Annotated in this window: 20 protein-coding genes, 2 tRNA genes and 1 pseudogene; 12 read left to right on the top strand and 11 right to left on the bottom strand. The window is 61.5% G+C overall.

Annotation, left to right across the window (positions count from 1 at the left end; all coding sequences use genetic code 11):
- Positions 1-44 precede the first annotated feature (44 nt).
- Positions 45-575, bottom strand: a pseudogene (locus CQ13_RS30835) (tripartite tricarboxylate transporter substrate-binding protein); the annotation flags it as partial.
- Between the two features lie 107 nt (positions 576-682).
- Here CQ13_RS30835 and CQ13_RS30830 point away from each other — a divergent pair.
- Complete coding sequence (locus tag CQ13_RS30830; RefSeq protein WP_057846585.1) at positions 683-1,636, top strand: LysR family transcriptional regulator; 954 nt, start codon at positions 683-685, stop codon at positions 1,634-1,636.
- Between the two features lie 68 nt (positions 1,637-1,704).
- Positions 1,705-2,031: an antibiotic biosynthesis monooxygenase family protein gene (locus tag CQ13_RS30825; RefSeq protein WP_057846592.1), complete on the top strand. Its 327-nt coding sequence runs from the start codon at positions 1,705-1,707 to the stop codon at positions 2,029-2,031.
- A gap of 83 nt (positions 2,032-2,114) precedes the next feature.
- Here CQ13_RS30825 and CQ13_RS30820 read toward each other — a convergent pair whose 3' ends face one another.
- Together CQ13_RS30820 and CQ13_RS30815 are read right to left on the bottom strand one after the other, a co-directional pair.
- Positions 2,115-2,930: an alpha/beta hydrolase family protein gene (locus CQ13_RS30820; protein WP_063800191.1), complete on the bottom strand. Its 816-nt coding sequence runs from the start codon at positions 2,928-2,930 to the stop codon at positions 2,115-2,117.
- Positions 2,931-3,628: 698 nt separating this feature from the next.
- Complete coding sequence (locus CQ13_RS30815) at positions 3,629-4,855, bottom strand: CaiB/BaiF CoA transferase family protein (protein ID WP_057846583.1); 1,227 nt, start codon at positions 4,853-4,855, stop codon at positions 3,629-3,631.
- Between the two features lie 237 nt (positions 4,856-5,092).
- Here CQ13_RS30815 and CQ13_RS30810 point away from each other — a divergent pair, with 237 nt between their 5' ends.
- The gene (locus tag CQ13_RS30810; RefSeq protein ID WP_057846582.1) at positions 5,093-5,350 is read left to right on the top strand and encodes a type II toxin-antitoxin system Phd/YefM family antitoxin; all 258 of its coding nucleotides are present in this window, start codon (positions 5,093-5,095) and stop codon (positions 5,348-5,350) included.
- On the top strand, positions 5,347-5,730 hold the full coding sequence (locus CQ13_RS30805) for a type II toxin-antitoxin system VapC family toxin (RefSeq protein WP_057846581.1): 384 nt from the start codon (positions 5,347-5,349) through the stop codon (positions 5,728-5,730). Before CQ13_RS30810 ends, CQ13_RS30805 begins: the two co-directional genes overlap by 4 nt.
- A 106-nt stretch (positions 5,731-5,836) precedes the next feature.
- Here the strand turns inward: CQ13_RS30805 and CQ13_RS30800 are convergent, their stop codons facing one another.
- Positions 5,837-8,209 carry an ABC transporter substrate-binding protein gene (locus CQ13_RS30800; protein WP_347337071.1) on the bottom strand — a complete coding sequence of 791 codons (2,373 nt, stop codon included), beginning with the start codon at positions 8,207-8,209 and terminating at the stop codon, positions 5,837-5,839.
- Between the two features lie 539 nt (positions 8,210-8,748).
- Here CQ13_RS30800 and CQ13_RS30795 point away from each other — a divergent pair.
- Positions 8,749-9,879 (top strand): glycosyltransferase family 4 protein, encoded by a 1,131-nt coding sequence (locus CQ13_RS30795; RefSeq protein ID WP_057846580.1) that lies wholly within the window; start codon positions 8,749-8,751, stop codon positions 9,877-9,879.
- Positions 9,880-10,082: 203 nt separating this feature from the next.
- Here CQ13_RS30795 and CQ13_RS30790 read toward each other — a convergent pair whose 3' ends face one another.
- From CQ13_RS30790 to CQ13_RS30780, 3 genes are all read right to left on the bottom strand, one after another.
- Positions 10,083-10,445 carry an SPW repeat domain-containing protein gene (locus tag CQ13_RS30790; RefSeq protein WP_057846579.1) on the bottom strand — a complete coding sequence of 121 codons (363 nt, stop codon included), beginning with the start codon at positions 10,443-10,445 and terminating at the stop codon, positions 10,083-10,085.
- A 158-nt stretch (positions 10,446-10,603) separates the two neighbouring features.
- On the bottom strand, positions 10,604-11,089 hold the full coding sequence (locus tag CQ13_RS30785; protein WP_057846578.1) for an Hsp20/alpha crystallin family protein: 486 nt from the start codon (positions 11,087-11,089) through the stop codon (positions 10,604-10,606).
- Positions 11,090-11,187: 98 nt separating this feature from the next.
- Positions 11,188-11,655, bottom strand: coding sequence for an Hsp20 family protein (locus CQ13_RS30780; protein WP_057846577.1), 468 nt, complete (start codon positions 11,653-11,655; stop codon positions 11,188-11,190).
- Positions 11,656-12,070: 415 nt separating this feature from the next.
- On the opposite strand from CQ13_RS30780, the gene CQ13_RS30775 reads away from it, so the two are divergent.
- Complete coding sequence (locus CQ13_RS30775; protein ID WP_156434000.1) at positions 12,071-12,208, top strand: hypothetical protein; 138 nt, start codon at positions 12,071-12,073, stop codon at positions 12,206-12,208.
- 123 nt (positions 12,209-12,331) lie between these two features.
- Here the strand turns inward: CQ13_RS30775 and CQ13_RS44695 are convergent, their stop codons facing one another.
- Positions 12,332-12,631 (bottom strand): hypothetical protein, encoded by a 300-nt coding sequence (locus CQ13_RS44695; RefSeq protein ID WP_197427495.1) that lies wholly within the window; start codon positions 12,629-12,631, stop codon positions 12,332-12,334.
- A gap of 82 nt (positions 12,632-12,713) precedes the next feature.
- Here CQ13_RS44695 and CQ13_RS30765 point away from each other — a divergent pair, with 82 nt between their 5' ends.
- The 3 genes from CQ13_RS30765 to CQ13_RS30755 all read left to right on the top strand — a co-directional run bounded on the left by CQ13_RS30765 (position 12,714) and on the right by CQ13_RS30755 (position 14,923).
- A complete protein-coding gene (locus CQ13_RS30765; RefSeq protein ID WP_245309421.1) occupies positions 12,714-13,319 on the top strand; it encodes an NADH dehydrogenase ubiquinone Fe-S protein 4 in 606 nt (201 codons plus the stop codon).
- Between the two features lie 202 nt (positions 13,320-13,521).
- Complete coding sequence (gene rpoH, locus CQ13_RS30760) at positions 13,522-14,460, top strand: RNA polymerase sigma factor RpoH (protein ID WP_057846574.1); 939 nt, start codon at positions 13,522-13,524, stop codon at positions 14,458-14,460.
- A 151-nt stretch (positions 14,461-14,611) separates the two neighbouring features.
- Complete coding sequence (locus CQ13_RS30755; protein WP_057846590.1) at positions 14,612-14,923, top strand: hypothetical protein; 312 nt, start codon at positions 14,612-14,614, stop codon at positions 14,921-14,923.
- A 54-nt stretch (positions 14,924-14,977) separates the two neighbouring features.
- Here the strand turns inward: CQ13_RS30755 and CQ13_RS30750 are convergent, their stop codons facing one another.
- Together CQ13_RS30750 and CQ13_RS30745 are read right to left on the bottom strand one after the other, a co-directional pair.
- Positions 14,978-15,352 carry a YbaN family protein gene (locus CQ13_RS30750; protein WP_057846573.1) on the bottom strand — a complete coding sequence of 125 codons (375 nt, stop codon included), beginning with the start codon at positions 15,350-15,352 and terminating at the stop codon, positions 14,978-14,980.
- A gap of 95 nt (positions 15,353-15,447) precedes the next feature.
- Positions 15,448-15,521, bottom strand: a tRNA-Gly gene (locus CQ13_RS30745).
- 706 nt (positions 15,522-16,227) lie between these two features.
- Here CQ13_RS30745 and CQ13_RS30740 point away from each other — a divergent pair.
- From CQ13_RS30740 to CQ13_RS30725, 3 genes are all read left to right on the top strand, one after another.
- On the top strand, positions 16,228-16,623 hold the full coding sequence (locus CQ13_RS30740) for a YciI family protein (protein ID WP_057846572.1): 396 nt from the start codon (positions 16,228-16,230) through the stop codon (positions 16,621-16,623).
- Between the two features lie 521 nt (positions 16,624-17,144).
- Positions 17,145-18,368 carry an ABC transporter substrate-binding protein gene (locus CQ13_RS30730; protein ID WP_057846570.1) on the top strand — a complete coding sequence of 408 codons (1,224 nt, stop codon included), beginning with the start codon at positions 17,145-17,147 and terminating at the stop codon, positions 18,366-18,368.
- Between the two features lie 334 nt (positions 18,369-18,702).
- A complete protein-coding gene (locus CQ13_RS30725) occupies positions 18,703-19,437 on the top strand; it encodes a Crp/Fnr family transcriptional regulator (RefSeq protein ID WP_063800190.1) in 735 nt (244 codons plus the stop codon).
- Between the two features lie 134 nt (positions 19,438-19,571).
- On the opposite strand, the gene CQ13_RS30720 is transcribed toward CQ13_RS30725, so the two are convergent.
- Positions 19,572-19,657, bottom strand: a tRNA-Tyr gene (locus CQ13_RS30720).
- Positions 19,658-19,673: the final 16 nt, after the last annotated feature.

Below are 19,673 nucleotides of genomic sequence, written 5' to 3'. Positions count from 1 at the left end.
TCACCAGTCTGGCACATCGATGCCGTCGGGGGCCGTCCACCCCATCATTGCGAGCGAAGCGAAGCAATCAACCCCATGGCCTGGTTCAATTGCGCGACCACCTCGGCAGACGTCCTGGCCGGGGCATAGATCCCGTACCAACCCTCGCCGTGAATGCCATAGCCGCTTTCCGTGAACGTCGGCACGTCAGGCAGCACCGGCGACCGCACCCGCCCCGACGTTGCCAGGACGCGGACACGCCCGGCTTTGTGGGCTTCGACGAGATCCTGTGTCGAGGTGAAGAACATCGGCAGGTGACCGCCAATGAGATCGGTGATGGCCTGCGGGTTGCCTTTATAGGCGACGTGACGAAGCTCCAGGCCGGCATGGCGGGCGAACAGCACCGCGAAGAAGTGCGGCAACGATCCCGCGGCCGGCGTGCCGTAGGCCGCCTGATCGGCATGGGCCTTCAGCCAGTCGACCAGTTCCTTGAGGTTTTTGGCGGGCACATTGGCGCCGACAGCCATGGCAAGATCGTAGGTGCCGACCTGCGATATCGGCTGGAAGTCGCGCGCAGGATTGTAAGCGAGGTTGTCATAGACGCTCGTATTGTCTTGACCGGGCGACCGTGTACCTCAATGATCCATAAAGGAAGTCTCGTTCTCCTTATAAGGCGATAAAATTCATTGATTGAAGGCTTGCCGTGGTCTGGAATGTCGATCGACGCATCAAGCTGCGTGACCTGCATGTATTTCAGGCCGCGGCCGAGACCGGCAGCATGGCCAAGGCGGCCGCGCATCTTTCGATCACGCAGCCCGCCGTCTCCTATGCGATCTCGGAGTTGGAGCACGCCGTCGGCGCGCCGCTGCTCGACCGTTCGTCGCTGGGCGTGACGCCGACGGTCTACGGACGCGCGCTGCTCGAGCGCAGCGCCATCGTGTTCAATGAATTGCGGCATGGTATAAGCGAGATTGCCTCGCTCGCCGACCCGGAAGTCGGCGAGCTGCGGATCGGCACCACGCCGCCGATGGCGGCGGTCGCGTCAGCCGTGTTCAACCGCCTGGTGCCTCGCTATCCACGCATGAGCTTCGAACTGACCGTCGGCCCGACCGACGTACTGCTGCGGCAATTGCGTCAGCGCGACGTCGAAATTGTCATCAGCCGGCTGGCATCGATGGTCGGCAATGACGATCTCGCCGTCGAGACGCTATTTCACGACGAGTTAGTCGTGCTCTGCAGCAAGCGCAACAAATGGGCCAAGCGCCGCAACGTTGCCCTGGCCGACCTCATCCACGAGCCGTGGGTGTTTCCACCGCCGACGGGCTTTCTCACGGGAGTCATGCGCGGTGCCTTTGAGGATCAAGGCCTGGAATTTCCGCGCGCGACGGTGACCACGGCGTGCACCTATTCGCTGAGCGTGCTGGTCGGCAACGGCAATTTCCTCGGCATCCATCCCCGCGCGATGCTGACCGCACCGAACGAACACCCACAATTGACCGCTGTCGATGTGCGGCTGCCGACCACGCGCGGGGCGATCGGCCTGATCGCACTGAAGGATCGGTCACTCAGTCCGGTGGCAAAACTGTTCGCGCAGTCGGTCGCGCCCGTCGTGGAGGACATCAAGCCGAAGCGGATTGCGCGCGCGAAGCAGAGATAGTGCATCCGAACGACCGGGAACGCTCGGGCTGGCTTTGGGGTTGTCGTGTTCCAGCAAGGGAGATGCCGATGCCAACCCAGCCGACCATCGCGCGCATCTGGCGCGGCCGGACGCGGCCCGAGATCGCGGACAGCTATGAAGCCTATATCAAAGCCGAAGGAATCCCGCCGCTGGAGAAAACCGCCCTTGGCATCCAGCTATTTCGGGAAGATCGCGAGGATGAGAGCTGGTTTACGACCATCTCCTATTGGCCCGACATCGAGTCGATGACCGCCTTCACCAAGGGTGAACCGACCAAGGTTCACCATCTCGACCGTGATCCCGAGTTTCTGATGGAGCTGCCCGAGTTCATCCAGATCCATCGGATCCTGATAAACCGTCAAGGCTTGCGCTGACTATGCCCAGCCGCGCATGCTTCGGCGCTCGGGCGGCCGAGACGCGCTCATGTAAGGATGGCGGCAAGGCCGCCGCACGGCCTCTAGCGTTGCGCCGGTGCAGCGAGCGACTTCAAATAGCTGTCGAGCGGTCCCGACCAGAGGTTCGGACGCCGAAATACAAAGTGCCCCTGGCCGGCCTGCGCTTCGAACTCCAGGAATTTTCCGCGGCCGCCGGCTTTCTCGAAAGCCGCGAAATTATCCCGGCTGTGCGCGATCGAATAAAACGTGTCGTGCTGACCGTAGAGCCAGATCGTTGGCTTCGGGTAGGAGGCGCCTCGTTCGAAAAGCGAATGATTCACGGTGCTCGCGACTAAGCAACTTTCGCGTGCCCAGCCGCCGACAAAATTGACGGCGCCGGCGACCTGCTCGGGATGTAGCCCGGCATAGGCGATCGACAACACGCCGCCGCGCGATTGTCCGCCGATCAAAATGGGCGCCGAGGCAATGTCTTGCCGTCGCCGCAGGGCCGCGATCGCAGCGTCGATATCGGCCAGTGCGCGATCCGCGCCACCAAGCGACATGTCGACGTTGCAGGCGTAACCCTCGTCGTAGAGTCCGTCGGATTTGCCACGGCCGCGACGCTGCGGATAAGCCACGATCCATCCGCGATCATTCAAAAAATTCGCCAGATCGGTGGAGAACCAGGTTTCGGTGGGCAGGATAATGCCTCCGCCCGTCGATCCATGGTTGATCACGGCCAATGGAAACGGCCCCGCGCCTGTGGGGCGAAAGATCACAGCCTCGAGGCGGATGGGTTTGCCGTCTTCGATCAGATCGGTTTGCAGGAACTCGGACTTGCCGCGCGTCCATGCGACGACGGCACCTCTGGTCAGAGACGCGAAGTCGGCTCTGGTCATGTCAGCACTGCTAGTGATGTTGCCGAGCTTGAAGTGGGCCTTCAGACCGCCACTTTCCGCCATCTCGTAGGTTGCGGAGAAGCCCTCGCCCATCACATTGAGCGTACCCGCAGAAACAGTTCCCTCAAGACGCCACCACCTCCCCTGACGTCCGGTGCGGGTATCGTCGCCAATCGCATAGACGACTCGTGCCGCGCCATCCTCGCTGACGGATTCAACGAGCAGGATATGCTTGAGCCTATCGCCCCACAGGCCAGCCCAAACTTGTTTCCATGACTCGAATGCCCCGTCAGGCGTCGCTGCTGGTTGCGTCAGACGGAAGCGGGACGCCGTCGACGACAGGATCAGCGGCGCTGACAGACTGCGACAGCGTCAAAAACGCAAAAAGCAGGAAGGACCGAAGCCTGCAAGACATCGCGGGTCCTTGCAATTTGAGGGCGAACATCCGCCATGACCATGATGGCCGCCCGGCGTGCCGGTGGCAAGCTATGTCCCGGCCGTCATCGGCCGTGGGGCTTCCCGGCGGTCTACATCCCCGCGCCGCAAATCAATCTCGATATCGGCGGATCTGTCATTCCGTGGGGCTCGCGGAGCGAGAGCCCGAAATCCATTTCACCTCCGAGCCTGCGGCCTGACGGATTCTCAGATGTGCAATTGCACATCATAGCCCGTGCAGCGCACGCCCGGAATGACCGAGATCAGACGATCTTCTTCTCCTTCAGCGCTTCCACCTTCGCCTCGTCGTAGCCGATCGTCGCCAGCAAGTCCTTGGTATCCGCGCCGAGCAGCGGCGGTGCGCGATAGTCCTTCACCGGAGTGCCGGAGAACGTGATCGCGTTGCGGATCAGCGACAGGTCGGGCTGCAGCGGATGGTTGACCTTGACCTGCATGCCGCGCGAGCGGACATGCGGATCGGAAAAAACCTGCGAGAAATCGTTGATGGGACCCGAGGGGACGCCGGCCTTTTCCAGCTCTTCCAGCCAATAGGCAACGGGCTTCTTCAAGAATAGCCCGGCGAAGATCGCCATGATCTCCTTGCCGTGGACGACGCGGTCGTTGTTCTTGACGAAGCGCGGATCGGTGGCGAGTTCGGGCGCGCCGAGCACCGCGCAGGTGCGCTGGAACTGGCCGTCATTGCCGACCACCAGCATCAATTCCCCATCGGTACATCGGAACACGCCGGCCGGCATGCCGCCATTGCCCCAGGTGCCGCGCCGCGGCGGGGTCTGGCCGTTGACGAGAAAGATCTGTGCGTAATGCGACAGTGCGGCGATCACGGTGTCGAACAGGCAGACGTCGACATGCTGCCCCTCCCCGCCATTGACCTTGCGGTGATAGAGCGCGGCCAGAATGCCGATCGATGAGTTCATGCCGGTCATGTAGTCGACGATCGAGGGGCCGACCTTCATCGGGCCGGCGCCGGGCTCGCCGTCGATATGGCCGGTGACGCTCATCAAGCCGCCCATTGCCTGCAGGATCGCGTCGTAACCGGCGCGCGGCGCGTAAGGGCCAGTCTGGCCGAAACCGGTCACCGAGCAATAGATGATGCCGGGATTGATCGCCTTGATCGATTCGTAATCGAGCCCGTAGCGCTTGAGATCGCCGACCTTGTAATTCTCCATCATCACGTCGCAGCTCTTGGCGAGCTCGCGAATGATCTCCTGGCCCTCCGGGGCCGCGATATTGACGGTAAGGGATTTCTTGTTGCGGTTGGCGCAGAGGTAGAACGAGTTGTTATTGTTCTGCTTGCCCTCGGGGTCCTTCAGGTAAGGCGGGCCGAAGGCGCGCGCGTCGTCGCCGCCGCCGGGACGTTCGATCTTGATCACCTCGGCGCCGAGATCGGCGAGCATCTGCGCCGACAAGGGACCAGCGAGCACCCGTGTCAGGTCGAGAATTTTGATGCCCGATAGTGGCAGAGCCGACATGAACTTCCTCCGAAAATTTTGGCGTGGTGGCGCGGGAACAGGTCCGGCGCTTTGATGCTTGCCGATACACTATTTTGTGCGGCTGAGCCCTGCATTGTCGGCATGTAGGTATCCATTGCTGACTGGGAGCAGCGACGAGGTGCTCCGATCGATTGCGCTTCCTCTCGCACGACAATTGAATTGGACCATTAATTGGTCTATTCTTCTCAAGCTACCGACAATCGAACAAGACACCTCATGCGCATCCCCGTCTCCGAAGCCAAAGGACAATTGACCGAACTGGTACGACGCGCCGAAGCCGGCGACGAGGTCATCCTGACCCGTCATGGCCTGCCGGCCGTGCGTCTGGTTCCTGTCGCGGCTGCGCCGGATCGGAAGGCGCGCCGCGCCCTGCTTGAAGCCGTGCGAGCCAGCGGCGCGACAAAGGCGGCGGCCGGGCCCGGCGCCGCCAGGAGTCAGGATTTCCTATACGGCGATGACGGTCTGCCCGGATGATCGCCGTTGATACGTCCGCTCTTATGGCTGTCGTGCTCGGTGAAGCCGAGGCCGACGCCTGCATCGCCGCGCTGGAAACAGAAGACGAGATATTGATCTCGGCGGTAACCATCGCCGAGGCATTGATCGTTGCGGACCGCCGAAACGTCGGCGACGAGATGGGAAGCCTGATTGACGGGCTTGGCCTCAACACCATTGCCGTTTCGCTGACCTCGGCACGAAGGGCCGCGCAGGCCTATGCACGATGGGGAAAAGGCGTTCACGCCGCCGGCCTCAACCTCGGCGACTGCTTCGCCTATGAGGTCGCGAAACAGCATCGCTGCCCCCTGCTCTTTGTCGGGAGCGATTTCGCGAAAACGGACATCAAAGGAGTTCTGTGAACCGGACGATCCCGGTCGCCCAACCTCACCGCAGCAGCGAAACGGGCGGCCCTGTGGAAGGAGCCGCCCGCTGCGATTGTCGAATCGTTATTTGCCGATCGCCTGATTACCTGTTCGCGCCGGCCTTGGCGCGGCTGGCGCGCCATTCCAGGAATTCGCGATATAGCGGATCGCGCTCCTGCGGGGAAAATGCGGCGGCGGCTGGCGCGGCAACCGGCGCCGGCACGGCGCCCGATGCTGCCGATACGGCCGCGCCCGGAGGCATGTTGCGGTCGAGCCATTCCTGTGCCGCCTTGAAGCGGGTCCAGCCGGACACCGTCGCCCGCGGCGCCATTTCCCTCCACTTCGGATGGAACGGCGGACGCTGCAACTGCGCGACCTTGTCGAACATCGTATCCACCAGCAGCGACAGGCGGCGGTAGCGATCGCTGTTCGGTGCCCAGTTATACGACGCCAGCACCGCCTCTGCCGCAACCGTCTCGACGTAGCCGCCATCCGGCACAAGGCCCGGGTAGTCCGCCGAAGAAAGCTTGGAAGGCAGATATTCCTCCTGCAGCGTCTTGGCGTAATCGACCGGGACCAGATGCAGGTTGCGATCGTTGACCTGATTCAGCCATTGCAACGGCTTGCCTTCGATCGCAACGATCGCGTCGACCTCACCCTTGCGCAGCATGTCCACCGCCAGTCGCGGCTCCTGGTAGATCAGATGCGGCCTGATCCCGAGCCGCTCGAAAACGTTGATCGCGGTCACGAAGGTCGAGCTGTCGGGCAAATCGACCACCACGGTCTTGCCGTCGAGTTCCCGCATGTTGGTGATCGTCCTTGGCGCGAGGACGTGCATTTCCTCGTTGAACATCTTGGCCACGTAAACGAACTGGTTGCGGATGTCCTTGGCGAAGTCCTTGCGGTCGAGATAGGCGAGCGTGTCCTTGCGCACGATGCCGGCATCGACGCCCCGCAGCAGCAGAATGTCCGCCACCGCCTGCACCGACCCGCGGCCCATGACCGGCAGGATCCGCAGCGCCGTGCCGTTGTCGAGCACGGAGGCGAGATCGGCGCCCACCTGAGCATAGGTGGAGCCGAACGAGCCCGTCATCAGGCTCACGGTATTGGCGTTGAGCTGGTTGGCCAGATCGCGCTTGGTGGCGGTGCCGTACTTGAAGATCGTCTTGAACGAATCAGAGACGGCGCCCGGATCGATGCCGCTTCGCACCGGACCGAAGTGCTGCCAATTGCCATTGGTAAAGCGCATCATCCGCATCTGCTCGATCGGCGCATGATCGGACGGGCTGGTGTTGATCAGGATGCCCTGCACCATCATGGGAAGCTGGACGCCCTTGATCGCGCGAGCCTGCTTCATGATGTTTTCGCGCGAGAGATCGTCGCCACAGTTCTTCAGCACCTCGACCAGAGTCCTGCTGACCAGATAGCCAAGGACGGCCTGGCCGTTGGTCTTGCTCACGCTCGGGACATAACGCTGCATGAAGGCGCTCCACTCGCGGAACGCCACGTCACCGGCCGCCGCCGCGTCTTCGCCCTCCAGCCTGTATGCCGCCGACAACAGGCCTTCCGCATTTTGCGGACCCGCCGGCTGAATTACGGCCGAGTACGAATTGGCGATCGACGCCACGAAATGGTTCGGCCGCCAGCCGAGCTCGACGCTTCTCCGGATCGCCATGATGGCGAATTTCGGCGTGGTGAACTCAATGAAGACGTCGGCGTTGGACGCCTTCAGCTTGGCCATCTGCGCATCGATATTGCTGTCGGTGACCTTGTAGGGAGCTTCGGCCACGATCGCGACCTTGCCGCCCAGGCCGTCCTTCAGGCCTTTCAGGTATTCCTTGCCCATGCCATCCTCCTGATAGAGGACGGCGATCCGGCTGCGGGGATGGTTCTCCAGGATATACTGCGCAAAAATTTGCGCTTCAGCCGTGTAGGTCGGCAGGAAGCCCATGGTCCAGGGAAATTCGCGCGGCTGGTCCCAGGCTGCTGCGCCCGACAAGGCAAAAAGCTGCGGAACTCTCTTTGAGTTCAGATAGGGCTGGATCGCCGCGTTGGTGTTCGTACCGATGGTCCCCAAGGTGAAGAGAACCTGGTCGTCCTCGACGAGCTTGCGGGTCATCTCCATGGTTTTGTTGGGGTCATAGGCGTCGTCATAGGTGATCATATTGACCTTGCGGCCATTGATGCCACCCTCGGCGTTGACCTTGTCCAGATAGGCCGAGATGACCTTGGCGATGACGCCGTAGGCGGAAGCCGGACCGGTATAGGGAGCGGTGTTGCCGATCCGGATTTCGTTGCTGCCCGGAGGCGCCGCGTACGCCTGATCGCTCATCATCGAGCCGGCCATCGCCGCCAACACCAGCGCCGCTGCCGCGTTGCGCCGTGGGATGATGTTGAGCCGGCGCATGGCGTCGCGGGCCGAAGCCCAGGACAATGGTTCCATTCGCCCGCGAGTGATGCCGATCGTAGCTCCCATTACAGTCCCCCTGTGAGCCCATACTCTGCAAAATAATAAGCGCGTGATGCGAGCGGGCACCGTTTCAACCCTACTCGCCGACATTGTGTCTCAATCCGATTGATTTTGTGGCGAGTCCAGGCGTTCCGTAAGGCATGGTTACCGAGCGCGTATTGTCGCCTCAAGAAATGCACGGAACTGCTGCTAACTCGCCACACGCGCAATCAGCGCGTGTCCGTGTAAGCCGCAGATGCCTGCGGCGCATCACGTTGCGGACACCCTGTCAGGGACAATCTTGATTAAAGTTTGACCGACGGAGCTGACCGGCTATCGCCTCGTTGCCGGCGAGCCCGCGCCTCGGCGCCATGTGAACATGGGGAGCGTCGACCGCCCATTCTCCCCGACAGCATCCCTGGAACCAGTCTGGCCCTTCCAAGTTCATAGGCTCGCGCTGCCGGCCACGTGCGGCAGCGCAGGCAATACGTAATCAACAATAAGGCGGTCAGCCGCGGGCCCTCCGGTGGCAAGACCGGCCTGTACTACACGAACGGAGAGACAAAATGAGGATTGCGCAAATCGCCCCGCTGTTCGAGAGCGTGCCACCGCGGCTCTATGGCGGGACCGAGCGGGTCGTTGCCTACCTGACCGAGGAGCTGGTCCGGCAGGGGCATCAAGTGACGCTGTTTGCGAGCGAGGACTCCATCACGTCCGCCGAGCTCGTTCCCTGCACCTCCCGCGCCCTGCGCCTCGATCCCGACGTCCGCGATGCCCTGCCCCACCACATGATCATGCTCGACAAGGTGCGCGAGCGCGCCGACGAGTTCGACGTTCTACACTTCCACGTCGATTATTTGCATTTCCCGCTGTTCCGGTCCGAGCGCGGCCGGACATTGACGACCCTTCACGGCAGGCAGGACCTCGCCGACCACATGCCGTTCTACCGGCGCTTCTCCGACATGCCGCTGGTCTCGATATCGAACGCCCAACGGGCGCCGCTCCCGGGCGTAAACTTCGTCGGCACCGTCTATCACGGGCTGCCGATCGGCCTGCACACGCCCAGCCTCGACCGGCACGGCGGCTATTTGGCTTTCCTCGGCCGCATCTCGCCCGAGAAACGGCCTGACCGCGCCATCGCAATCGCCCGCGCGGCGGGTCTTCCGCTCAAGATCGCAGCCAAAGTCGACAAGGCGGACGACGCGTATTTCCGCGACGTCATTGCACCGATGCTCGACGGCGGCGGGATCGAGTTCATCGGCGAGATCAATGACAACGCCAAAGGTGAATTCCTCGGCCAGGCCGCCGGGCTGCTGTTCCCGATCGACTGGCCCGAACCCTTCGGCCTGGTGATGATCGAGGCGATGGCATGCGGTACGCCGGTGCTGGCATTCCGTTGCGGGTCGGTGCCGGAAATCGTCGAGGATGGGCTGACCGGCCGGATCGTCTCCGACGTCGATGAGGCGGTGCGCGCGGTTCCAGGGTTGCTGGCGCTGGACCGCAAAGCGATCCGCGCCCGCTTCGAGGAGCGGTTCTCCGCTGCGCGGATGGCAGCGGACTACGTCAAGATCTATCAGAAGATGCTGCGCCAGCACACCGCGCCGCAACCCGAACTCTCGGCCATGGCCGCACTTTCGGCAACGGCCAATGGGCACGGCTCCGACGCCTCTCTGACGGTTGCGCGCAAGGACAATTGAGTACGGCGCCGGCCGCGGCCGGCTGTCATGAGCAATCGTTCATGACTGCCGGCGACGGCTTGCGGGTGCCTCACTGGAAGCAATTGGTCTCAGTGCGAGGCAGGGAAATACGGATCGCGCGAGTTCACCCTCGATCCGCAAGCAAACTGACGCCCGTCTTAGAAAAAGCGAGGGAGGCCGGCAGCGGCCTCCCTCGCCAAGCATCAGACCGTCACGCGGGGAGGACTCTGGTGCAGATACCAGAGTCGCAGAGCCGCAACGGCCGCCACCACGATCCCGGCGATGACGTGAAGTGTCGTGGTGGTCTGGTTGGCCGAGAATTGCACCACCCACGGCGACAGGGCCACCCAAACACCGGCGGCAAGCGTTAGCCACTCCTGCCATTCTGCGAATACCGCCAGCGCTGCTACCGCAAGCGCAGCGATCAGGATGCCACTCAGCCAGGCATTCCAGTTCGTGGGACTTTCAGCGGCGAACCCCAAGGCCCACGGCGACACGAACAAGCCCAGGCCGATCACGAGGTTGACCACATCGGCGATCATGTCCTTTTTCCAGACGGTGTTCATGGTTGCACTCCTTACATTGGACTCTTTCAATTCACTCTCTTTCGACAGATCAGCCGACCCGTAACCAGTCCGGTGCGATTTCGACTGACCTGTTGTTGGTTGATTAGCAGCATCCTCGGCGCGGGCGAGAGCGCGAGGCTCCCGCCTGCCTCCCGCGGTTACTTGCCGTTGATGGCGATCCGTTTCACCTTCTGCTGCGCGGTCGGTAACCTCGGCAGCGTCACGGTGAGAACGCCATTCTTGAACGAGGCCACGACATTGTCCTGATCGACATCATCGACCGGGACAGAACGTTCGAAGCGCCCGTAGTAGCGCTCGCTGAAGCGACGCTCCTTGTCTTCGGTCTCGCTCTTCTTCTCACCGCTGATGGTCAACATACCGTCCCTGAGTTCGACGTTGACGTCCTTCTCTTCTAGACCGGGAAGTTCAGCAATCACTTTGACTTCCTTCTCGGTCTCGCTGACCTCGACGTTCGGCCAACCCATCGCATGGGAGCTGAACGGAGCGACGTCGAACGAGCGGAACGCATCGTCGAACAGCCGATTCATCTCGCGATGAAGCGCGAGGAACGGATTGGGCTCATTGCGGTGCAGGCTCAGATCACGAGAGCCGTCGTTCCACGGAATGAGATCGCGTAGTGCCATACTTGTCCTCCTTTCTGTTCTTCATGTTCAGTGGACAGAGATCACCCGCGCGCGGCCGAGCCGCGCACAGGTGGTTCGACAGCCTTGACGGGCCTCCGTTAGGCCGCCTGCTTCTGTTCGGTTTGCTGGTTTTCGATTTGCTGGTTGTCGCTGCCGGCGGTTTCGATCGCGATGCGACGCGGCTTCATCACCTCCGGCACTTCCCGAACCAGTGCGATCTTCAGCATACCGTTCTCAAAGGTCGCGTCCTTCACCTGGACATAGTCCGCCAAGTTGAATGCGCGGCGGAACGGCCGCATCGAGATTCCCTGGTACAGGTAGTCGTGAACACCCTTGTTGGCCTTGCGGCCCTCAACCGTGAGCGTCGATTGCTCTGCGGTGATGGTGATCTCTTCCGGGCTGAAACCGGCCAGCGCCAGCGAAATCTGGTACTGGTCCTCGCCGCTACGCTCGATGTCATACAGCGGATAAGTGTCGCTGTCGTTCATCGTATTGTTGACGAGGTCGAACAAGTGATCGAACCCGACGCTCGAACGCCAGAACGGGGATAGATCGTAGGTTCTCATAACCACATCCTCCTTTGAGCAACATGGATAGGAGCTACGCCGGGACATTCCCGGCGGCCTTGGCCGGACCCTCACGGCATCCGGCGCCACACCTGTGGCACCACAAGAACTAGAAGGGTTCGGTTTGCTTTCAAGGGCACAACCGGCGCGCGCGTTTCATTTTTTCACCGGCTGGGCCGATCTTCGAAAGGCGACATGCGGCATCAGCCGCCACCGTCGTAACGGCAGTCTCAAACGACGCTCGCTACTGCGCAACCATCGCCCGCGCGCCGCCGCGTCCGAGCGTCGCACCTCTTGACCTCGCATGGCGCTTCCCTAAATCGCCTGCCGCCAAGGCCTGGGCAGGATTGGCCGCGGCGGATCCCCCATGGAGAGGGCGCTCGGGTGTCCACGTTGCTTTCAGGAGGATGTGGTTATGAAGAAGATGACAGATCACGCCCGCTCGGTGCTGGGTTGGAGCACCGCAATCGTCCGTCGGCTGGAACGACTGGCCGATCGGATCGCGGCGGCATCCAGGAACTGGCGCGTCAGGCTCTCTCCTCGCAAGCGCTAGGGGAAGAACGATGCGCGGTCTGCTCGCAGCTTTCGTCGTATTCGCCGTGCTGTTCAGCGCAACCGGAACGGCCGATGCGCAGCGGAAAAAGCCGAAGCAGCCTGGCAGCGCGAATGCCGCGGTTCAGACGGAAGCGCCGAAGCGGCCGGTGTCCGGCCGGAATACAAGGTCCACCGGGGCAACCACCGTGGTGATCCCGCCCTTCCAAGCCGAGGAAATTGTCCCGGATATCTGCAGGGGGTGTTCCTCCTGACCGGCTGTCGATTTGGTCGCGGGACGGATCGATGAAGCATGGGCAGCTTGATAGATGCCAAGCCGCGAGCGGTCTTCCTTCGCCAGAAATGGGAGGGACAAAATGGAGAGGGGTAGAATTGACGGACTGAAAACGACGACATCAGAAGCGGCATTCGCCGCGAACGACAATCATACGCCGGATCGGCGCTTGACCCCGTCCACCTTCCCGAGGGAGACGGTAGCGCGCATCTGTCGGCCCGCACGATCGGCAATGACCTCGGGAAAGGCCGGCACCAAGAGCTGGCGGCTCACCTTCGAGCGCCGCAGCGCCCCCTATGTCGAACCCCTGATGGGATGGACCGGGGATGATGACCCGCTCGCGACTGTCGAGCTCAGCTTCCCGACGCTCAGGTCGGCGATCCGCTACGCCGAGCGGCAGAGACTTCCGTATGTCGTCGAGGCGACCGAGGAGCACAACGGAAACCAGCGGCAATCGGTGTCGCGCAAGATGAAGCACGCCTTCTCCGATGAGACCCTCGAACGCCTTGGACTCGGTTCCCTTCGGGAGAGCTATGACAAGGCCGTTGCCGGTGCGGAAGCACGGCAGGATCGCCGGGGCGAGGAAGGCTGGGGTTGGCCCATGGCGGTGGTGTGCGATCCGAGCTTGTCGCTGGATGCGAAACGCTCGATCCTGATCGACTGGGCCTGGACCGAATATTTGATCGACCAGGCGACCAACGAAGGCAAGCCGGAGAATGGCCGGCCCTCGCGCCTTCACGAGGTCGAGCTTGCCCTCCTGGCCCTCGAGCGCGGCAACGCTGTGGTGGAGAGCGCCGCGCCGGCGCCGGCACAAGCGGCTCAAGCCGTCGCGGCGTAAGGCGTCATGGGCCGGTAGAGGCAGCCAGGGGCCTGCACCGGCACGCCGCTGACCGCCTTCGGCTTTCAAGCCAATTTTCAACGGAACAATCCGCAAGCAACGACATTTTGTGAACGCTCCGGCTTGATGCGCCTGGGCGCCTTTCCGGGCCCGGCACATGCTCGGTAGCTCGCACCCACTTTGCTCTGAGGAGGAATTGGATATGAGCACCCTGTCAGTTCTGTCGAACCTACCCGCGCTTCACTCGGAAGGCGGGCTCTCCCGCTACCTCGCGGCTATCAGAAAGTTTCCCCTGCTGAGCGCGGCCGACGAGGCCATGTACGCGCGCCGCTGGCACGAACACGGCGAGAGCGAAGCGGCCTATCGCCTGGTGACAAGTCACCTCCGGCTGGCTGCGAAGCTGGCGCTACGCTATCGCGGCTATGGCCTCCCCATCGCCGACCTGATCTCGGAGGCGAATCTGGGCCTGATGCATGCGGTGAAGCGGTTCAATCCCGAAAAAGGTGTTCGGCTCTCCACCTACGCGATGTGGTGGATAAAGGCGACTGTCCACGAGTACATTCTGAGGTCCTGGTCGCTGGTGAAAATTGGCACGACCGCCGCCCAGAAGAAGCTGTTCTTCAAACTGCGAAAGCTGAAGGGCCGGATTTCCGCAGGCGAGGACGGCGATCTGTCGCCCGAGCAGGTCAAATACATTGCCGACGAACTCGGGGTCGGTTCCCGCGATGTCGTCGAGATGAATGGGAGGATGCGCGGTGACATTTCGCTCAACCTGCCCAAGACCCGGGAGGACGGTTCCGAGGAAATGCAGGACTACCTGGTTGATCCGGCGCCGGATCCCGAAAGCCTGTTGTCGGAAGTACAAGACCGCGACCAGGTCAGGAGCGCACTGAAAGACGCGCTTGCCGGCCTGACGCCTCGCGAACAGCATATCATCGGAGCACGCTTCCTGGCCGAACAGCCGAAAACCCTGGAGGAGCTTGGCGCCACCTTCGGCGTGTCCCGCGAGCGGATCCGCCAGATCGAGGTTCGCGCACTGCAAAAGATTGGAGGCGCACTGCGCGCTCGCCTCGGCGGAACGCTTCCCAATTATGAGCGCCTGAGGCTGCCGCCAACTTCCGGCGCCATTCAATTGGCTTAAAGCAAAGGGGGGCGAGCACCGTACTTCGGTGCTCGCCCAGCCTGCGAAGAAAGTCTCCCCACCCTCCGCCAGTTGCGGAGGCGCATCGATCGAGGAACGACTCACGAAGTCGCGCTTTGAATCCACGGTGTTTCTGTTTCGAGTCTCGCAAATGCGTACGCCGTCCATCGTGCCGGAAGGTGGAGACCGCGACGTCTACCTCGTGCTCGACGATCTGGGTCGGATTGGAAGGGCATGGCGCGAGACCAGCGAGGAGAGTTCCGGGCGGGCCACGCTGATCCGCGAACTGCTCGAAGGCCAGTACGTCAACCCGGTACGCATCGTCGCCTTCAACGTCGGCGAAGGATGGTCGCGCGACGTGACGAGTGATATCGCTGACGAACTCCGCGAGCGCTGCATCGAACTAGACGAAGTACCGGTCGGCCTCGAAGACTTCCTGGAACGGACCAGGCAAGCCACTTAGGCTCCGCTGGCCAGGGCGAGCGGCCGCTGCCGTGGTTCCTTCAGTAGGGACGCGCTAGATGCCACCCTCATCGGCCATTGCCGGGCGTGACAAGACGTACACGGCACAAGCGAGGAACATGACCGCCACACCTATGGCAAGCGGTAATGACGGGTCGACGCTGTACCAGAACACAAGAAATCCGACCGTCATTCCCACGCAAGCCATGGCCTTGGCCGACCGCGGGATGGCTCCGGCGGCGCGCCAATCCCGCAGCGGTTTGCCAAGTTTCGGATGAGCTAGCAGCCATGCCTCGAACCGCGGCGACGAGCGCGCAAAACACGCCACTGCAATGATCAGGAAAAGCGCCCCCGGCATCAGCGGCATCACCAGGCCGATCACGCCGAGCGCAACCATCACCCAACCGAGGCTGAAGTAGATGATGCGCATCAGACCTGCCGCCCGTCTGTCTCTTCAAATAAAGACCGCTCGCTTCCCGCTGACGCCATGGCTGGGCATCAGCTTGTTCGCGGCAAGCAATGAAATGGAGCGGGTGAAGGGAATCGAACCCTCGTATTCAGCTTGGAAGGCTGCTGCTCTACCATTGAGCTACACCCGCGCTGGCGTTGACCTAACACGATGCGCAGGCGGCCTCAACCGCCCCGCCGACCCTGTCCGCATGTCCTGTGCGGGCCTTTCGACCAGGTCCGCCCCCTTAACAGGGGCCGATTCGCCGCTTATATTCGGATTTCCATCAACAACGAAAGGAGGTGATCCAGTGTCTTATACCAAGCGCTGTCACCTCGCTGGGATCGCCCGCTAGGCTTGTCTTTTGGCCTGGCATCGGGGCGCTCTCAGCCCTGGACCAGCGAGCACAATAGTTGGGGCGCGACGGGAGTTCTCCCGCCGCGCCTTTTTTAATTGCTCAATTGCCGATCAAAAACCGCAGGGATTGACGAAACGTGGCCGCCGGCCGCGGCGGTTTTCGACGATGCGCTCGCCGCCGTTGATGGCCGAACTGCCGTATCAGCGGTGATGGCCGGTGGCATCGTGCCAGTCGCCGGTCTGCGGCGATGATGGCGACCCGCAGCACCTGGCGGCGTCGCAAATGATCGTGGCCGGCTTGCTTCGCATGACCGTCTCCGTGAAGAATGCGCGTTGGCTCGCGTTCTGCTCATCAGTCGTGGGCTTTCCACGGCACGTTCAAGGGGCAACGGATATATCGTGTTTCCGGACTGTTTCGTGGACCCACCGTTTGTCGGGATCGGCTGCCGCGAAACGTCCTCGAAAGGCAGCCAGTCCGGCCCGCCAGAAAGGAGAAAGCGATGCTCTACGCCATGCTGGCCTATCACGTCGAAGCCGAGGTCACATCCTGGACGGCGGAGGAGGACGCGGCCCTGATGAGCGAACTGCTGGCCGTGCATGAGCGGCTTAACGCAAACAAGGTGCTCGGGCCGGCGGCGCGGCTGGGCGGCACGGCGGAAGCCCGCACCTTGCGCGGACCGGGCGCGGGAATGGTCATCGACGGGCCGTTTGCCGAGACCAAGGAGCAGTTGCTGGGTCTATACGTGTTGAATTGCGCCAACGAGGAGGAAGCGATCTCGATTGCCCGCGACCTGCGGCGCGCCAATCCGTCCGCCGTCTACGAAATCCGCCCGATCAGACTCTATCTTCCCGGCGAAGCGTTGCCGGAAACCACGCAAGATGGCGATCAAGGCTAAGGCTTCGAGGCGACGAGTTTCCGGATCAAAAGCGCGGCGAGTTTCGCCGTGCCCAGGATCAGAAACAACGAATTTCAAAGTGTTCAAGATCGCGGCGAAGACCAGCCGCACCGCATCGCTCACGACATCTTCAAGCAGATCGAGGAAATCGAGGACCACGATCAGTACGACCATTCGAGCATGACGTTCTCTCCTGCCCGCTTGGTTGCGGCGGGAGGCGGGAGAGTTCATGGGATCGAGGCCTCCAAGGGAACAAAAGCGGGCGCGTTGACACCACCGATCGGGAGCGTACGCTTGTCGCATCGCGTTTTGCGGGAACTTGCGCTAGCCTGCTACTAGCTATCGCCATTTTCGGTATGAGCGGTCGGGACATAGGCTCATCCATTTTTGTCGTAAGAAAAATGACGATCACGTTGCCGCTGCTCTCGGCGATTGATCTGGATCAGGCTACGCGCCGCCCATAGGTCTCGAAATCTGGGGTCTCGAAATCTGGCTGCACTCTTTGTAACGGAATTCATCCGATGCAAACCAGGGTCCGAACGCTGATCGCTCTCGTCTTGGCACTTGTCTTGGCACTTACGTCATTGAGCGCAATCACCGAGCGAGTGCGCGAGCCAGGCGTAACCGACACTGAAATTCGCATCGGGAACGTTATGCCCTACAGCGGCAGTTTGCAGGTCTTCGGAGCGATTGGAAAAGCCGAGGCGGCGTATTTTGAGATGATCAACGAGCGCGGCGGGATCAACGGCCGTAAGGTGCGCTTTATCTCATATGATGACAAATCCGATCCGTCGACCGCGCTGGACCTTACGCGCAGTCTTATCGAGAAAGACGACGTTCTCTTGATGTTCGGTTCGTTCGGAACGCCGGGGAATTTTGCCGTTCGCACGTACTTGAACGAAAGGCAAGTTCCTCAACTCTTTGTCGCCTCCGGAGACGATCATCTGAGCGATCCGTCGTTGTTTCCGTGGACGATGGGCTGGCAGCCCTCCATTCGGGAAGAGGGGCGCATCTACGCCAACTACATACAAGCGTTCTACCCCGGAAAAAGGATCGTTGCTCTTTGGCAGAACGATCATTTCGGCCGAGAACTGTTCAAGGGATTAGAAGACGGGCTCGGCGACGTCGCGCGGATGATCAGGGTCGACATCGCCTACGATATCGCGGATGAGCATCTGGACACGCACGTATCGATCTTGAAGCGATCAGGAGCTGAAATTTTTGTGTTTGCAGGGGCACCTGCAAATGCAGCGAAAGTCGTCCGAGTAGCGGCGGATCTCAATTGGCATCCGGTGTTCATCTTGAACCATATGGCTTCATCGATCGCGACGGCGCAGCCCGCCGACAACGCCTTGAGCGCCATTACGGCCGCCTTCCTGAAGGATGCAAATGATCCGGCCTGGAAGGACGAACAAGCCAGCAAGGACTGGCAGGCATTTGTTGAGAAATACAGTCGGGCCGGCGGCAAGGACGACAATGCCGCCGTCTTCGGCTATGCCGCCGCCGAGACGTTGGCCCAGGTGCTCAAACAATGCGGCAACGACCTCTCTCGCGAGAACGTCATGAAGCAGGCAGCGGCCCTTCAAGACTATCAAGGCTCAATGTTGCTACCTGGGATCAAAATCAGTACTGGACCTGGAAACTTTCGACCGATCAAACACCTGCGACTAATTCAATTCGACGGCCGTACATGGCAGCCGATTGGCGACGTGCTCGAAACGGCTTTCTCCAACGCCCAAAAGTAGGTGGCGCACGTTTGAGCCGCCCACGACCTTCGGCGTGCCAATCCGTCCGCCATCTACGAAAATCCGCCCGATCAGGCTCTATCTTCCCGGCGAAGCGCTACCAGAAACCTCGAGCGAACCCGGTTAGGGGCTGACGTTTCACGCTGGCGATGAGGCTGCGGATGCCCAATCGCCCTGGCATACTGCACCGCAGCGGACCTCAAAAGAAAGCATTATATTGACTCGCTATCGGGGCCACCGACCCCCACATTGAGTGCATCACCGACACAAGGGCCCGTGGGCGTCGGTGACTGAGAGTGTTGTGCTCCCGCCTGCAAAGGATGAGGAGAGTACGATGCGTCACTCAGAAAATCGTATTCTGTCCCGAGCAAGCCCTGTCGATCTTGAAGACCTCCGGCCGCATCTTCGCGTTATCGAAATGCAACGCGGCAAGGTCGTTGCGGAGAGCCGCGCGCGCGTCAATCAGGTGTACTTCCCGCACGGCGGCATACTTTCCTGCGTTGTTGAACTGGAAGATGGTTGGGCGATCGAAAGCGGCATGATCGGAAACGATGGTGCTTTCGGGGCTGCACAAGCGCTGGATAGCAAGGCGTCGCTGCATAAAGCAGTCGTCCAGGTATCCGGCCTTGCGAGCGTCATTGACGCCGAGCACCTCAAAGCCGTTGCCCTGTCTTCTCCTGACCTGCTCGCGCTGCTCATCAAGTACGAACAATTCTTCCTCGCCCAAGTGCAGCAGACGACTGCCTGCAACGCGGTTCACACCGTTGAACAGCGGACGTGTAAATGGCTGGTCAGGATGTGCGATCTGGTGGGCACCGAACTGCCGGTGACGCAGGAATTTTTGGCGCAGATGATGGGTGTGAGGCGAACCAGCGTAACCGGCGTTGCCAGCCAACTGCAAAAGGAGGGGCTGATCTCGTACAGCAGGGGCAACATAAGCATTCTGGATATGAATCTTCTGCAGCGCCGCGCGTGCGAGTGCCACCGAACTGTTCGGGAACTGTATGCTGCGGAGTTCGACGATACCGAGCGAACAGCCCTTCCGTTCCGCCCCAGCACCTGTCGTTGAATTTGGGGGGATCATGCTGGCTGGCGCGGCAGTCTACCAGAGCCGTTTTCTGGCAAAGCCGTGCCCAGAGCCGGATTTCAGATAGCGCTCGAATGTGGCTGCAATCCTGCGAAGCGCCTTGGCGCGAAGCAGGATGGTGGGGAAGGAAGGACTCGAACCTTCGAAGCCATACGGCGGCTGATTTACAGTCAGCTCCCTTTGCCACTCGGGACACTTCCCCGTCCGACAACGTCACC

It is taken from the genome of Bradyrhizobium retamae, from assembly GCF_001440415.1.
Taxonomy (GTDB): domain Bacteria; phylum Pseudomonadota; class Alphaproteobacteria; order Rhizobiales; family Xanthobacteraceae; genus Bradyrhizobium; species Bradyrhizobium retamae.
The sequence above is the reverse complement of the archived record's forward strand: the minus strand, read 5'-3'. Positions and strand labels throughout refer to the sequence as shown.